Source organism: Autumnicola lenta (genome assembly GCF_031846515.1).
Classification (GTDB): Bacteria; Bacteroidota; Bacteroidia; order Flavobacteriales; family Flavobacteriaceae; genus Autumnicola; species Autumnicola lenta.
On sequence record NZ_JAVRHO010000008.1, the window covers coordinates 79,407 to 94,161 of the forward strand.

At 39.0% G+C, this 14,755-nt stretch carries 13 protein-coding genes; 4 read left to right on the forward strand and 9 right to left on the reverse strand.

Annotation, left to right across the window (positions count from 1 at the left end; all coding sequences use genetic code 11):
* Positions 1-3: 3 nt before the first annotated feature.
* The 7 genes from RM545_RS07355 to RM545_RS07390 all read right to left on the reverse strand — a co-directional run bounded on the left by RM545_RS07355 (position 4) and on the right by RM545_RS07390 (position 6,321).
* Entirely contained in the window at positions 4-300 is a 297-nt protein-coding gene (locus tag RM545_RS07355) for a four helix bundle protein (protein ID WP_432264578.1), read from the reverse strand.
* A 102-nt stretch (positions 301-402) separates the two neighbouring features.
* Positions 403-1,899 carry an efflux RND transporter periplasmic adaptor subunit gene (locus RM545_RS07365; RefSeq protein ID WP_311494670.1) on the reverse strand — a complete coding sequence of 499 codons (1,497 nt, stop codon included), beginning with the start codon at positions 1,897-1,899 and terminating at the stop codon, positions 403-405.
* A 15-nt stretch (positions 1,900-1,914) separates the two neighbouring features.
* Entirely contained in the window at positions 1,915-2,193 is a 279-nt protein-coding gene (locus tag RM545_RS07370) for a hypothetical protein (protein ID WP_311494671.1), read from the reverse strand.
* 16 nt (positions 2,194-2,209) lie between these two features.
* The gene (locus RM545_RS07375; protein WP_311494672.1) at positions 2,210-3,394 is read right to left on the reverse strand and encodes a TolC family protein; all 1,185 of its coding nucleotides are present in this window, start codon (positions 3,392-3,394) and stop codon (positions 2,210-2,212) included.
* Between the two features lie 75 nt (positions 3,395-3,469).
* On the reverse strand, positions 3,470-3,904 hold the full coding sequence (locus RM545_RS07380; protein WP_311494730.1) for a DUF6769 family protein: 435 nt from the start codon (positions 3,902-3,904) through the stop codon (positions 3,470-3,472).
* Positions 3,905-4,135: 231 nt separating this feature from the next.
* On the reverse strand, positions 4,136-5,467 hold the full coding sequence (locus RM545_RS07385) for a tyrosine-type recombinase/integrase (protein ID WP_311494673.1): 1,332 nt from the start codon (positions 5,465-5,467) through the stop codon (positions 4,136-4,138).
* A 419-nt stretch (positions 5,468-5,886) separates the two neighbouring features.
* On the reverse strand, positions 5,887-6,321 hold the full coding sequence (locus RM545_RS07390; protein WP_311494674.1) for a hypothetical protein: 435 nt from the start codon (positions 6,319-6,321) through the stop codon (positions 5,887-5,889).
* A 190-nt stretch (positions 6,322-6,511) separates the two neighbouring features.
* Here RM545_RS07390 and RM545_RS07395 point away from each other — a divergent pair, with 190 nt between their 5' ends.
* Positions 6,512-7,351 carry a transposase gene (locus tag RM545_RS07395; protein WP_311494675.1) on the forward strand — a complete coding sequence of 280 codons (840 nt, stop codon included), beginning with the start codon at positions 6,512-6,514 and terminating at the stop codon, positions 7,349-7,351.
* An 89-nt stretch (positions 7,352-7,440) separates the two neighbouring features.
* Here the strand turns inward: RM545_RS07395 and RM545_RS07400 are convergent, their stop codons facing one another.
* Together RM545_RS07400 and RM545_RS07405 are read right to left on the reverse strand one after the other, a co-directional pair.
* Entirely contained in the window at positions 7,441-8,283 is an 843-nt protein-coding gene (locus tag RM545_RS07400) for a DUF1963 domain-containing protein (RefSeq protein WP_311494676.1), read from the reverse strand.
* Between the two features lie 322 nt (positions 8,284-8,605).
* The gene (locus RM545_RS07405) at positions 8,606-9,172 is read right to left on the reverse strand and encodes a hypothetical protein (RefSeq protein ID WP_311494677.1); all 567 of its coding nucleotides are present in this window, start codon (positions 9,170-9,172) and stop codon (positions 8,606-8,608) included.
* A 320-nt stretch (positions 9,173-9,492) separates the two neighbouring features.
* Here RM545_RS07405 and RM545_RS07410 point away from each other — a divergent pair, with 320 nt between their 5' ends.
* The 3 genes from RM545_RS07410 to cysI all read left to right on the forward strand — a co-directional run bounded on the left by RM545_RS07410 (position 9,493) and on the right by cysI (position 14,401).
* Positions 9,493-10,386: a LysR family transcriptional regulator gene (locus RM545_RS07410; RefSeq protein WP_311494678.1), complete on the forward strand. Its 894-nt coding sequence runs from the start codon at positions 9,493-9,495 to the stop codon at positions 10,384-10,386.
* 404 nt (positions 10,387-10,790) lie between these two features.
* Positions 10,791-12,596, forward strand: a complete 1,806-nt coding sequence (locus RM545_RS07415; protein WP_311494679.1) for an assimilatory sulfite reductase (NADPH) flavoprotein subunit — start codon at positions 10,791-10,793, stop codon at positions 12,594-12,596.
* 95 nt (positions 12,597-12,691) lie between these two features.
* A complete protein-coding gene (cysI, locus tag RM545_RS07420) occupies positions 12,692-14,401 on the forward strand; it encodes an assimilatory sulfite reductase (NADPH) hemoprotein subunit (RefSeq protein WP_311494731.1) in 1,710 nt (569 codons plus the stop codon).
* The last annotated feature ends 354 nt before the right edge of the window (positions 14,402-14,755 follow it).

The following is a 14,755-nucleotide window of genomic DNA, read 5'->3' on the forward strand; positions in this document are numbered from 1 at the left end:
ATTTCATTGGGTACTACTTTGAGAAGTCTTTACAATGGAAGTCAGGATCCTGATAAGTTCTTCTGATCTTTCAAGTAATTCTGAAACCTCAATTTTCACAATCTGACTTTTCTCTATAAGCTTTAGCCAGTACAAGGTTTCCCTTGCTTCCTTAGCTGAAATAGACATTTTAGCTATAACGTCTTTTCTTCTAATTGCTGCGCCGGCTTCCTCGATATTAGCTCCAATACTGGTATACCACCACGAAGAAGCTGTTTGGAAAGAACATATTCCCTTTCCTTCAGCATCTGCTTGTACAATTCTATGATCAAGAGAGCAAAATCAAATGATTTCGATCGAATTATATTATCTCTTACTTCCTTTATAGAATTCCCAATTAAAATTCAACATTCACAATTATTTTTAATGTTCGTGACCATGTCCTGGGGTTTGCCCAGACATTGAAGTCATTTTCACCTGGTAGTTCCCAGTAGTCACTACAACATCGCCGGCCTCAAGTCCGTTAAGCACCTGTGCGTTTTTTCCGTTTCGTTTCCCGATCTTTACAGGCCTTCTTTCGAAACTTTCCCCGCCGGTTTGCACGATCACAGAATAATTACCGTAATCTTCAAGTAGTGCGGCTTCAGGCACCACGATCCCGGTTTCAGTTTGGCCAAGGGCAATCTGCACTTCGGTAAAACTACCTTCGGGCACTTCAACTACATCATTTACCTTGATATATACCGGGATCATCGGTTTGCTGTCTTCCACTTCCTTGCCTACGGAAACAATCGATCCGTCTTCCACTTCACTCCAGTTCCCATCACCATTTCTGTACCATACACTCGCAATAGCTTCTTTACTGGGGTTGTGAGAAGCACTTAACTGAGTTTTAAGCAAACGTGATTGGTCAGTTCCAATAGAGACAAGGTTAGCACCCTGTTCTACATAATCCCCGTTCGAGGTGCTGATGGATTTTATAAACCCGTCAAAAGGAGCTCTGATCTGCTTCCCGCCTGCTCCGTAATTGGAGGCAAGTGCACGGTAATTCGCTTCGGCTACACGAAAATCGCTTTCCACCTTTTCGAATTCCGCCTTGGGAACGATCCTGTCCTCATAAAGTTCCTTTTTCCGTTCGTATTCAGCTTTTGCCTGTTCATACCTGGCTTTTGCCTGCGCGATCTCCGCCTGGATATTATTGGAAGAAAGGCCTTCACTGCTCAAGTTCATCAACAATTGACCTCTTTTTACTTCACTACCTTCCGTTAGGTTTTCTGCAACGAAATTCACCATTCCGTTAGCTCCCGCAGCAAGGCTCTTATAAGTTCCCGGCGCGGCCTGCCAGACTCCGGAAGTATTAACGATGTCATAGACTTCTCCTTTAGTCACAGGTGCTGTCTGAAAATCGATCTTCCAGGCCTGTTCCTTTAAAAAGCTGATGCCGCCATCTTCTGTTTCGGCTACGTTTTCTGAAGCTTCAGCAGCAGAGGCGTACACCTGAACGTCTTCGATCACGATCCTGTCTGAATATTCAGAAGTTTTCAGCTCAAAAACCAGGTCGTAAGTTCCCGATTCTTTCGGCTGTAAGGCTGGAGAAAAAATTCCAGGTGAAGAAGGCGATTCCACCGTATGCCGAATTCCACTATCTCCTTTAATGAGACTCACCGTAACCGAACCATTTCGTACCGGCTGGTGTTTGTCCAGAACAGTAAAATGGGCAGCAAATTTGCTGGTCCTTCCTTCTACCAAAGCCGGAAATTCTACAAAAAGCTCTGTCTGGTCTGTCCAGATCGTTTTGCTGATCGCCGGAACCTCTGAACTCAAATGGTTTCCCTCTGCATCATGTTCATGGTCTTCCTCCTCGTTATTTCCGCAGGAAAATAGGAATAACGAGATGCATATTATATATAAATATTTCATGTCTAATACTGATTTTTAATGATCCTCGTGCTCCGTTCCGTCTTCGTGAGTATGACCGGATTCTTCAGGTGTGTCGAGTGAATCTTCGCCAACCTTAAATTCTTCCTGCTCCATATGGTCTCCGTCCATATGGCTGCCATCCTCATTGTGGGGATGTCCATGCTCTTCTTCCTCATGGGCGTGAGCTTCGGCTCCTTCCTCATGCTCATGGCCGTGATCTTCATTAGCGGTTTCTCTACAAGCTGAAAATCCAAATACTAATATTGTTGCGAAAAATAAATTCTTGAAATTCATATTTTTTAATTTTTAATTATAATTGATGTTTTAAAAGTTCTGCTTTAAGCTGAAGGAGTTCTTTTTCCATCTCCAGCATGTTATTATAAGCCTGCCGGTAGAACTCCACTTCCCGGTAATAATCCAGAAATGATAATTCCCCCAGCTCGTAAGCTTTAAATAAAAGTTCTTCGGAATTCAGATCCTTCAAAGTCACCTGGTATTCCTGGTACTTGCTTTCTAATAATTGATATTGCTGATAGTTTTCCTGAAACCTGGTATAAAGTTCAGCGGTTTCGGCACCGGTATTTGCCTGGGTATACTCCAGGTTCGCTTCGGCCGCTTTTACTTTATTCCTGCTGTTCCAAAGGGGAATGGAAATTCCGCCCATGATTCCTGAATAATTGCTGGAATTCACTCCCTGGTAATTATAACCGAGACTTAGGTCTGGAAGGATCTTATTTTTTTCCAGTTTTACCTGCTGCTGGGCGAGATTCTCACGAGCCTTTAACTGCAGAACTTCTGCATCTTCGGAAAGTTTTTCTTCCCAAAGAACTTGCATTTTGGCCAGTTCAGGATCTTCGAAAAATTGGACCTGTTCTGCCTCAATTGAATTTCCACCGTTCAATTTCTGAAGTTCCAGCAGGTTGTTCCTGATCCTGATGTTCATCTGGTCCAACATAAACTGCTCCTGTAACCAGGCTACTTTGGCTTTATTCAGTTCCAGAATACCGATTTGTTCTGCATCGAATAAACGCTGTATCTGGTTATATACCTGTCTTGCCTGCTCCACTCTTCTTTCCTCCAAATTTTCTCGTTTCCGCAAAATTTGCAATTCCAGAAGCTGTTTCTTGGCAGCCAGTAGTACTTCCTGCCGCATCGATTCATACTCCAGTTCCAGCAATTCTTTTTGCTTTTCAATCCGCATACTTCGAGCACCATAAACTGTAGGAAATTCAAATCGCTGCGAAACCTGGAACTCATAATAATCACTGGTCTCGTGCTCTCCGAATGGAAGATAAAAGGCTGAAACCTGAGGATCCTGCAAGTTATTTTCTGACTTATTACCCAGATCCTGACTTGCCATATAAGACTGATATGCCTTGAGTTGCCTGTTATTCTGGCTAATCTGCTCCAAAATACCGTCCATACCGGTATCCTGGGCGAATGAGCCCATAGAGATTAGTATTCCGCATACTGCGGAAACTATATTTCTGTACATAAATTTTTGATTTTAGTTTAATCTATATGTTAAGGTCGACCTGCTATTAATATATAGTGGCCTGACTATAGGTGATCAAACTAATTCGGGCGGTCCCCGAAGTGAGAGTAAGGATAAATAGGGATTAAAATATTCATTGGGAGGTTGATAAATTTCAGGATTTTCTGAATCCTGATCAGCTAAAACCCACTTATCGGAATAGTATTTATTTGAATTATTCTTTTTAATTTCTGTTTTTTGACCCCTCAAATCCTCGGAATATTCCTTAATAACCGGAATTTCATTGGAAGTACTCGTATGAGAATGAATGGCAAGTAAATAAGACAAAAATCCTCGTTGCTTCTTTTCCTGCTTCTTTTCGTGGTGATGATCTTCACCAGAGTGATGATGTGCAATTTCCTTTTTTTCCTCTTGATGCTCGTGATGCGCATGAGGTATGACCTGATGAAAAGACATCAGCATAAAAATGCCAAGCAGGAACAAAGATTTTATTTGAGGTGTAATTCGCATCAAAGACAAAAATAGTAATTTATTATTAAGATTGAGGCTCAAATAAAATAAAACGCAAGAAGTAGCTCTTATGGTTTATTTTCCCAGTAATAGAATGAAACTGCCTTAGGAACTGGGGAATCTGTCCAACATCAATTCTTAACTTTACACGAAGAAAGGGTACAACTTTAGATAAAAAGTAAAACCATTATATATTAATCATGCACACTTTACGGAATAGTTTTCCCCTATTCAAAAATTAATAACACTATCCAAGGCTTCATCAGCATCTCGATGAATGAAATTCGCTTGGTAATTCAAAGTAGTTTTTAGATTACTATGTCGATAGAGCTTTTGCAGCATCAAAGGATGTATTTTATCACCTGCAATATTCCCAAAGCTGTGTCTTGCAATGTGATTGGATAAATTTTTATCTATACCACATTCCTCTGCAATTCGTTTTAGATATTTATTGAGAAGCTTGGTAGCATTTTTTGTTTTAATATAAATCTTTTCAGCATCTTTAGGATGGACATTCCTTAGAAAAGGGAATACATATCCATTATAAAGTACCTTGTCCTTTCTGTAATAGTTTAATATTTTTTCGGCTTTATGGGGAATTTTTAGACTCAATGCCTTTTCATTCTTATTCATTACATAATAAAGACGATTATCTTTAAAATCCGACCATTTCAGTTTAACCACATCAGAAATACGTATGCCTGCAAAATAGAAAGCAAACAACCAGACATTATGAGTATGCCAAATTGAAGCACCTTCTTCCAATTTTAGAGCTTCTATTTTTTCAACCTCTTCTATAGTCAAACCGATTTTATTACCAGAACCAATTCGAATTTTCTCTTTTTCCCCTGCAAAAGGATAATATTTTTGATCAACAATACCTTCTTTTATTGCTAAGTTAAAAAGTGTTCTAATAAAAATAAGCTGATTAGTAACAGTTCTTGTTTTTTGGTTTAGATAAGAAAGACAAAAAGTTTTATATTTATTTAGAAATGCCTCATCAATTTCCTGAAATCGTAAAGCTGTATTTTTTTGGAAATAGTTCACTCCATCCATCCACATATATTCGGCTTTTTTTGCCCTACTTATACGCTCTGTACGCCGTTCTTTGATCTCCTTAATAACTTTAGCTTTATTTTTAGATTTTTTCAGGTTTAAAAATTCTTCTAAATTATAGAGGATTGACAATTCGGATTTTGCTACAGAGAATGTCCCCCTTTCATATTTGTCCTTTATGCGTTCAGCTGCTAATGCAAAAAAAGATTTTACCCCATCAGGACCTTTTAATTTTTGTTTGACTTGCTTGGGAGTAATCCGAACTTTAGAATCAAAATAAATATCATTGACCTCGGTCAGCTTTTTCATCAAGAAGTTATTCAACTTTCTAAAATTGGGATGAGTCCTCTTAACTTTTCCAGCAGTTTTATCCCAATCCTTTTCGAATACATATTGCCCAAGCCAATGATAATTTGTTTTATAATTTTCACTAATCCTCAATGCAAGGGGAATTGTTCCATCCTTTCTTATCATGTTCTTCCGTAAAACAATCTTTATATTAGCCATAACCACCTAATTTAAAACTATGTAAAGATAGTGAAAGGTTTAGCACTTAGTACAGAATAAGTACAGAATAATTTGATTTTAATAAGTTTGAATTAAAATCAATGATGATATAAAGCTCTGTAAATCATCCATTCTATGCGGTTTTAGTTGAAATTGTACAGGTAAAACATCAAGTTCATAACCCGGAGGTCGGGGGATCGTGCCCCCCTCTCGCTACCAATAAAAACAAGGCTTTCGAGAAATCGGAAGCCTTTATTTTTTTAATGGGTACAGAATAGGTACAGAATATTTTATTTTTAGGGATATGATTTGGAACGATATTATTTAACATTTTTTGTAGACAAATTTTATGGGTATTGGTAAAATATATTCAGTAATTTTAAGACAACATTCAATTCCAATAATTTTAGTCAATTTATTCAAACTATTTTTGAAATAAGCCTAAAACTTAATTCCATAAATACAAAGCGGATTGCTAAAAACGCTATGATAAAAATCGGCAGAAAATCTATGGCACTTTCTAATCCTTTAGTTGTCCAAATAATGCAAAATCCGATGAGAGGATATAATAATAAAATTGAAAATAGGATTTTGAATGCTTTGTGAAATCTCACTTCTATGTTTCCGCTGCTATTTTCAAACTTTCCCGTCAATATGCAAAGAGCACCAAAGCCTACGATTGAAGAAATAACTTTGAATCCGTTTTGGTCTACTTGTCCAATAAAATCTTCTTTTACTCCCCATTTCGAAACAATATTTGAAGTCAGTTTGGTATGCTGTTTCAGGTCATTCATCGCACTCGAGCTACTTTCACTCAATTCAACCTTAAAATTTTTATCAGGAAATAATTTCATTTAATGAGCAGTATTTTTTAAATGAGGTACAACGTCTCGTATAAAAACTGTGCGAGCGGGCGAGCGTGATTGTCCGCAGGACAATCAGGCGTTGCAAGCGAGCACGGACTTTCGAATTGAGACAGGTTTGAGCATTGTTTTTATATATTGTGCCTGTTGCACAAGTTAGCCAAAAGAGCTAATTTTCTGTATGCAAGGCAAGAAAAATTATCAGGAAAAACTCTTCACTTCCTTCCGTCTCAGTGACAGGATTCCAAAAGAAAATTTTTACAGACGTTTAAAAGAAGTCCTGAACCTGGAGTTTCTTTATCCGCTTACCCAAAAGTTCTACGGAGAGAGCGGACAGAAAAGCATCGACCCGGTGGTCTTTTTCAAGATCTGTCTGGTGGGATACCTGGAAAACATCACTACGGACCGTGGACTAATGAACCACTGCGCAATGCGGTTGGACGTCCTCTACTTCCTGGGATATGATGTGGATGAAGAACTGCCCTGGCACAGTACCATCAGCCGTACCCGCCAGCTTTTCCCTGAAGATATCTTTGAGGAAGTTTTTACCAAAGTTTTAAAGCTGTGTATTGAAATCGGATTGGTAACCGGGCACACCCAGGCAATTGATTCGGCCCCTGTAAAAGCCAATGCTTCCATGGACAGTCTGGAGATCAAAGTCCCGGCAGAAGACCTGGAGGAGCATCTCTCCAAGGTGCGTGTAGTTGAACGGGTAAAAAGCAGGCGTGGCCGTTATATGAAAGGCAAACGGCAAAGTACTGTGGAACCTGTCTTTGGCACTCTCAAAGAATTCCTTGGCTTAAGAAAAGTAAACACAGTTGGCATCAGGCAAGCAAACAAGTGCATGCACCTGGCCGCCATTGCTTATAACTTAAAGAAATATTTGAAACATACCGCAAAACGGGTAAAATCCAGAGCAGGACAGTCCGTTTTGCTTTTTCCACCTAAAAACCTATTGCAAGAGCTCCAAAGTTCACTTTTAAGGAACCTGAATTTTGTTCACCGCCAATCCAATCCATAAAAGAAAAACTGTTTAAAGCGGCTTATTTGTAGCGGGAATTCAAAAAAATTATTGGCTTGTGCAACGGTTACTACTTTTGTACGCAGTTTTTATGTCATTTGAAACGTCATCTTTATGTTGCTAAAGTTTTGATTTTTCAAGTCATTTTTTGAAATCCCAAAGTAATAAGTTCCGCTACCACCAAACCTGGTCATATCAGAATTTGAATCATTGCAGTCTAATTGTAATAATAATTCAAACGTATTAGACAATTCTAGAATATCATTCCATCTCTTCTGAAATTCAGAACTATCAGCTCCATAAAGTCCTAATTCTTTTGAAGAGAAATCATAAAGTGCACTAGATTGAATATACCTATCATATCCAAGAATTTGGTGGAGGTTATCCATAACTGAATATAGGTCCGCTATGAAGTCTTCCGTAGGCTCATTAAAATAAAAATTTAAATCATCATATTTTTTATCCAGTTCAAAAAGTTTATTGTTCTGGTCATCCGGAATTGTATAAAATTGAAAATACTTAATTATTGCTGTTTTCAAAGAATAATTTGCTTCCAGATCTTTAGGGAATTCTGCTCTGATGAGATTTTCGGATTTGCTATACAAAAATTTGAACTCCTGATTTATTCCATTAAATTCTTTGTATTGGTCGTCAAGACTTAAAAAGATGTAAAAGAAACCTTTACTTGGTAAAATATTTTCTTGGTCAAATTGAGTTAATTCCGACAAATTATATTGTGCGCAAAACAGCATTGATTTATTATCCACTTTGGGCCATATAAAGTCCTGTGGTAAATCAGGTTTACCTCCAATTTTAGAGGTGCCAATTTTTATGTTTTTATCTTCATCGGCCTTAGTTTTTATACCAATTGTCGATCTAATCATTTTGATTAAGTCCTCTTTGTCGGATTTTTGAATCCCTCCATCTTCCAAATTCCTAATGAAGGATTTTATCTTTTCTATATTACTTTTTCTGAAGCTAAACATTTATATATTTTATAGAGTTTTTGAGGATGCCTCACAACGGTTACGGTGTCGAGTTGCGGGAGTAGGGACTCGGACTTGTCGGCTTAATAATTTTCTTTCTTAGTCTCTAAAATTACACTTTTTGGATGAAACCCGTTATTTGCGATGAACCGACTTAAGTTTTTTTTTCTACGAAATTATAATTAAATGTAAATTATTAGAACTGTAACAGAACTGCTGATCATTAAAAGGTCACGAGAGGTATCGCCACTTATATTGACAATATTTGTTATGGATTATATTCGGGCACTGGAATCATAATATGTGCATAGGGCGTTCCGTCCCACATAACCCAAGGTCCGCCATTGTTCATTTTTGTTGGCAATCCTTCAAGAATAGATTTATCGGGTAAAACTACGACTATATGCGGTACTTGATGTTCCATCCATTCATTTTCTGGTGTAGGACTTGTATCCCAAGGATTCAAATTACTCCGTCCATGTCCTCCTTGTAAAAAATAGCCGAAGCCTGTCTGAGTTATATTGGGATCCCTTTTTTCTGCGGCGGCACTTAATAGTTCAAACACCTGAGAGTCCACACACATTGGATTGTTACCAGGAATATGGGGGTTGTCAGGACGACAAGTCCAACCATTGGTGCCTTTGCGCAAAACTATATTTTGACCACCTGGCTCTGTCGGGTAGCCTAAAATAGTAGCATTTTTTGAAATAGATGATGGAGCGGCACTCATGGCCTCTTCTATCTTGCTCGATATTTTTTTAGTTTCAGTTTGGCCTTGAACAACTTGAGCTGTTAACAAGCAAAATAGAATTACAATAAATGTTAGATACTTCATATTTGTCTCTTTTTAGGTATTTATTAAAAAATTATCTCGTCACATATTTTTAAATATGTCCAATTATATTCATTAGTTTCCTTTAATGTTGGGTAACATATATATAAATCTAACACTAAACCTTATTTCCTAATAAATGCATTAGTACATTTATCTCTACTTTGTTTTTACTACTCTAATGTAGAGGATTTTCAGTTTTAAAAAAATGTTTGTCGTTCTGTAATGTAAATTCAGTGGGCTTTAGTGCTCCATTAAATTGTCCATTGTATTCCGGATAGGATAAATACTGACAGTTTCAAAAATGATTGCTATTATTGTATATGTTTGACTTCCGCCTAAAAGTTTTTAGCACCGTAGCAAGAAGGCTCAGCTTTACCAAGGCTGCCGAGGAGCTACTTATCTCGCAGCCTGCGGTGACAAAGCATATTAAAGAACTGGAAAATCAATTTGGCCTGGCGCTATTCGACAGAAGGGGAAATAAGGTGTTGCTCTCCCCTGCCGGGGAAATTTTGTTAAGCCACACTACCGAAATTCAAAAAATTTACCAGCGCATAGAATTTGATCTCAATCAGTTAAATAGTGCTTTTAAGGGTACGTTGCATGTAGGATCCAGCACTTCCATAACTCAATATATCCTGCCACCGTTGCTGGCGCGGTTTCACAATATCCACCAGGAAGTAAAGGTGGAATTGCTGAGTGGAAATTCGGAACAGATTGAGCAGGCCCTGCTTAATAAAAAAATAGAACTGGGCGTAATAGAAGGTCAATCCAAACGCCGTGAAATTATTTATACGCCATTTCTAAAGGATGAAATCGTCCTGGTGTGTGGCAGTAAAAATTCCATGGCCAAAAAGGATGAAATCAAACCGGAAGAGCTCAAGAAAATTCCGCTTTTATTGAGGGAACCGGGATCGGGAACGCTGGAAGTTACCGCCGATGCTTTGAAGCAAAAGGGAATCCGACTGTCCGACCTGCAGGTGGAAATGCAGCTGGGAAGCACCGAAGCTATTAAATCTTACCTGCAACATTCAGATTGTATGGCATTTGTTTCCCTTCACGCTATCCTTAAAGAACTGGAAAGCGGGGTCCTGAAAATTATTGAAATCAAAAAACTTCCCATTCACCGAAATTTCTATTTTATTACTCCGCAAGGTCCAGAGGGTGGCCTCCCTGCCCTGCTCATCCAGTTTCTTCTCAGGAATCATAATTTATAGATGATTATATTCCTGAAACACCTAAACCTGGTTTTGTCTCCTTGAGCGGAGTCGAAAGGTCATTTAAAACATCTCGACCGCGCTACTTTAGACATGCCATTTTATTATAAAGTACAATTTGAGGTGCTTTACAAGACAAGCATAATTTATAATTATTATCAACTCGAAATCTCATATTATACACTCAGAAATTACTTCTGCAAAAAGCTCAAACTTGCAGCGAAGATTTACCTGTTCTCAAGATGTAACCTTTCTTCAGAAGTAAGATATTTCCCCATTCCTCCACTTTCATTATAACTTCAGGTTATTCTATATTATTATTTGCAATTGGCAATCCCTTTTTAGATGTCTTATTTTTGTGCTGCAAAGACATAGGAATGTCTTGATATGAAAACTGAGAACACATGGATTTAAAGAAGGGGCCTTTTAACGATAAACAAGCTGAAAAGCTACAGGATGCATTGTCCGGACTGGATTCGGGACAGCTTCAATGGTTAAGCGGATATTTTTCAGGAATTATTCAGAATGCACCTGCAGTTTCAGCAACTCCACAACAGCAGAATACTGCTGCTCCTCAGGCTGCTGCTTCCACACCGCAAAAGCTACATATTCTTTTTGGCAGTCACACAGGAAACAGCGAAGGTTTAGCTGAAAACCTGGCTACACTCGCAAAGGAGAAAGGAATAGAAACAGAGGTTTCAGACATGGCTTCCTTTAAAGGAAGGAACCTGAAGAAAATCGATAATTTAGCTGTAATAGTCAGCACTCACGGTTTAGGGGAACCTCCCGTACAGGCAGAAGATCTCTATAATTTTATACACAGCAAAAAAGCGCCGGATCTTTCTCATATGAAATTCTCTGTGCTGGCATTAGGCGATAGTAGTTATGTCGACTTCTGCCAAACCGGAAAAGATTTCGATATTGCGCTGGAAAAACTGGGCGCGCAGCGTATTGGTCCGCGACAGGATTGTGATGTAGATTACGAAGAAGATGCAGAAGCGTGGCAAGATAGTTTTTTAAATGCCCTGGCGCAGAGCTCCAGTCAGGGAGCTGAAGCAGAAGCACCAGTCGAAGTGGCTGTTCCAAAGGCCGCAGCGAAATTCTCCAGAAAGAACCCTTTTGAGGCCACTATCCTGGAAAAAATAGAATTGAACGGAAGAGGATCTTCCAAAGAAACGATTCATTTGGAATTGGACCTGGAAGGTTCCGGTTTAACTTATGAACCCGGCGATGCCCTGGGAGTTTATGGAGCAAATTCGGAATACTTGATAGGCGAAGTTTTAAAAGCCACCAAACTTTCAGGAAATGAACAGGTAGAAACCCATCAGGGAAAAAAGAACCTGCTGGAAGCATTGACTTACGATTATGAGTTAACACCGCTTTCCAAACTTTCCATTACAAAATATGCCGAACTTACAGAAAGCAAAAAACTAAAAGAAATACTTTCAGACAATAAAGAAATTCAGGATTACCTCCTGGGCCGTGATGTTCTGGATTTAATTCAGGAGGAACCCTACGAATTAAAACCGGATGAGCTGATTTCAGTATTAAGGAAAAATACTCCAAGGATGTATTCTATCGCTTCCTCGCAGCAGGCCGTGGAAGATGAAGTGCATTTGCTTGTTTCGGTGGTTCGCTACGAGGCCTTTGGCAGAAATAAAGAAGGCCACTGCTCCACTACCCTTGCCGACCGGCTTAAGGTAGACGATAAGGTAAAGGTCTTCGTTGACAAAAACAGCAGGTTTAAACTTCCGCAGGATCCTGAGGTGCCGGTTATTATGGTGGGACCCGGTACAGGTGTCGCTCCTTTCAGGGCTTTTATGCAACACAAGGAAGTGGCAGAGAACAAAGGTAAATCCTGGTTATTCTTTGGAGACCGCAACTTCAGAACAGATTTTCTGTATCAAACGGAATGGCAGCAATATCTTAACGAAGGTGTGCTAACTAAAGCAGATGTAGCTTTTTCCAGGGATCAGGAGGAAAAACAGTATGTGCAGCACAGGATGTTAGAAAACGGAAAAGAACTTTACGACTGGCTGGAGCAGGGAGCGCATTTCTATGTATGCGGCGATGCAACAAGTATGGCGAAAGATGTGGATAATGCCTTGCGGGAAATCATTCAGCAGCAAGGAGGCGTAACTCCGGAGAAAGCAGAAGAATACATTAAGTATCTTCAGGTTTCCAAGCGTTATCAAACAGATATTTACTAGAAAAGCTGCAGAATAATCAGAAAAGTGATTTATGAATCACAGTTATTTCAGTGGAGTTTTAGTAGAAATATGCAGGTAAGGTTAAAAAGGAAATTATAACTTACACAAAAGAAAGAATTATGGACGAGCAAAAATTATCGGACGACGAATATATAAAGGACAAAAGTGACTATTTAAGGGGCACGATTAAAGAGAGCCTCAGAAATCCTCTCACAGGTGCCCTTGATCCTGATGATGTAAAGCTTATAAAATACCATGGTTCCTATCAGCAATACGACCGGGATCTTGATACCGAACGGAAGAAGCAAAAACTGGAGCCACTTTATCAGTTTATGATAAGGGTTAGAACCCCGGGAGGAATCACAACTCCCGGGCAGTGGATTGCGCTGGATAAACTTTCAGATCAATACGGAAATAGTACGATGAAGCTGACCACAAGACAGTCTTTTCAGTTTCACGGTATCTTTAAAAATGAACTGAAGCCCACTATAAAAGCTATAAATGATGCGCTGTTGAGTACACTCGCCACCTGCGGGGATGTCAACAGGAATGTGATGTGCAACCCCAATCCCTATCAGTCAAAAATTCACGAAGAAGTGTATGCATTGGCCGGGGAAATTAGTGAGCATTTTCTTCCGAAGACTTCAGCTTATCACGAGATATGGCTGGATAAAGAAAAAGTTGCAGGAACACCAGATAAAGAGCCCTTATATTCAGAACATTACTTGCCACGGAAATTTAAAATCGGTTTAACTATTCCGCCTAACAATGATATTGATGTCTTTGCGAATGATCTTGGTTTTATTGGCATAGAAGAAGATAATGAAATTGTAGGTTACAATGTTTGTATAGGCGGAGGACTGGGAAGCACTTTCGGGGAAAAATCCACTTATCCACGCCTGGCAGATGTCATAGGTTTTGTGCCAAAAGACAAGGTTATTGCAGTCGGCGAAGCGGTGATTACAATTCAGAGGGATCATGGGAACCGGGTGGACAGGAAAAATGCAAGACTTAAGTATACGATAGATAAACATGGATTACAATGGTTTGTAGATGAAATTGAAAATCGTCTTGGTTCAAAAATGGAAAAACCCCGTGCTTTTGAATTCAATAAAAATGGAGATGAATATGGCTGGGTAAAAGGAACCAATGACAAGTGGTTTTATACACTGTTTGTAGAACACGGAAGGGTTAAGGACGAAGAAGGTTACCGGCTAAAAAAGGCTTTAAAAGAAGTTGCCGGAATACTCAAAGGGGATTTTAGACTTACCGGAAACCAGAACCTCATTATTGCCAATGTAGCTGAAAAAAATAAGAAAGCCATTGAAGCTGTTTTGGAAAAAAACGGAGTGCTTAATAATGAAAAGCTCACCGGACTTCGAAAAAGTTCTATGGCTTGTGTGGCGCTAAATACCTGTCCGCTGGCTTTTGCAGAAGCAGAGCGCTATTTACCTTCGCTGGTAGATAAGCTGGACGATATTATGAGAAAACATAATCTTCAGGACGAAGAAATAAATATCAGGATGACCGGATGCCCAAATAATTGCGCCAGGTCGTCTTTAGGAGAAATAGGTTTTGTGGGCCGTGCTCCAGGCAGATACAATATGTATCTTGGTGCCAGCCATAACGGGGACCGTTTAAATTCCTTATATAAAGAAATGCTTTCTGAAGAAAATATTCTGCAGGAGCTTGATCCTATTCTGGGTTCTTATGCTCAGGAAAGAGAACAAGATGAAGAATTCGGCGACTTTGTCATAAGAAAAAATCTGGTGGATACAACAGATCGTCCGCTTCAAATCTTATAGCAGGTTATATTTTTGTTGATGGATAGTTATAGCAATGCCGCTTTTATGCTGATCTAAAGGACGATAATTGACATAAAAAGCATGCCTCCCTTAAAATGGTGTTCTTCAATTTTGGCAGAGGTGCTAAAAAAAATTCTGTTTCACCTTCCATGATTTTAGTAAATTGAGAAAATAATTCAGACATTGGGAAGGAGAAAAGGTTCTTTAGCTTTTGAACAGGTATAGAAGCCGATAATTGACAAAATTTGGTTATGACCAAAAATGCTGGTGAATGGGTGCCAATCAATAATAGATAACTTTTTAGATCATAGACCAGTTTCACATTTTGGTGCAAAATTATGCAAAGAGATGGAG

Excerpts from the sequence above, each read along its gene's own strand:
- RM545_RS07365 (WP_311494670.1), bottom strand. The coding sequence starts at position 1,899 with ATGAAATATTTATATATAATATGCATCTCGTTATTCCTATTTTCCTGC.
- RM545_RS07370 (WP_311494671.1), bottom strand. The coding sequence starts at position 2,193 with ATGAATTTCAAGAATTTATTTTTCGCAACAATATTAGTATTTGGATTT.
- RM545_RS07375 (WP_311494672.1), bottom strand. The coding sequence starts at position 3,394 with ATGTACAGAAATATAGTTTCCGCAGTATGCGGAATACTAATCTCTATG.
- RM545_RS07380 (WP_311494730.1), bottom strand. The coding sequence starts at position 3,904 with ATGCGAATTACACCTCAAATAAAATCTTTGTTCCTGCTTGGCATTTTT.
- RM545_RS07385 (WP_311494673.1), bottom strand. The coding sequence starts at position 5,467 with ATGGCTAATATAAAGATTGTTTTACGGAAGAACATGATAAGAAAGGAT.
- RM545_RS07390 (WP_311494674.1), bottom strand. The coding sequence starts at position 6,321 with ATGAAATTATTTCCTGATAAAAATTTTAAGGTTGAATTGAGTGAAAGT.
- RM545_RS07395 (WP_311494675.1), top strand. The coding sequence starts at position 6,512 with ATGCAAGGCAAGAAAAATTATCAGGAAAAACTCTTCACTTCCTTCCGT.
- RM545_RS07405 (WP_311494677.1), bottom strand. The coding sequence starts at position 9,172 with ATGAAGTATCTAACATTTATTGTAATTCTATTTTGCTTGTTAACAGCT.
- RM545_RS07410 (WP_311494678.1), top strand. The coding sequence starts at position 9,493 with ATGTTTGACTTCCGCCTAAAAGTTTTTAGCACCGTAGCAAGAAGGCTC.
- RM545_RS07415 (WP_311494679.1), top strand. The coding sequence starts at position 10,791 with ATGGATTTAAAGAAGGGGCCTTTTAACGATAAACAAGCTGAAAAGCTA.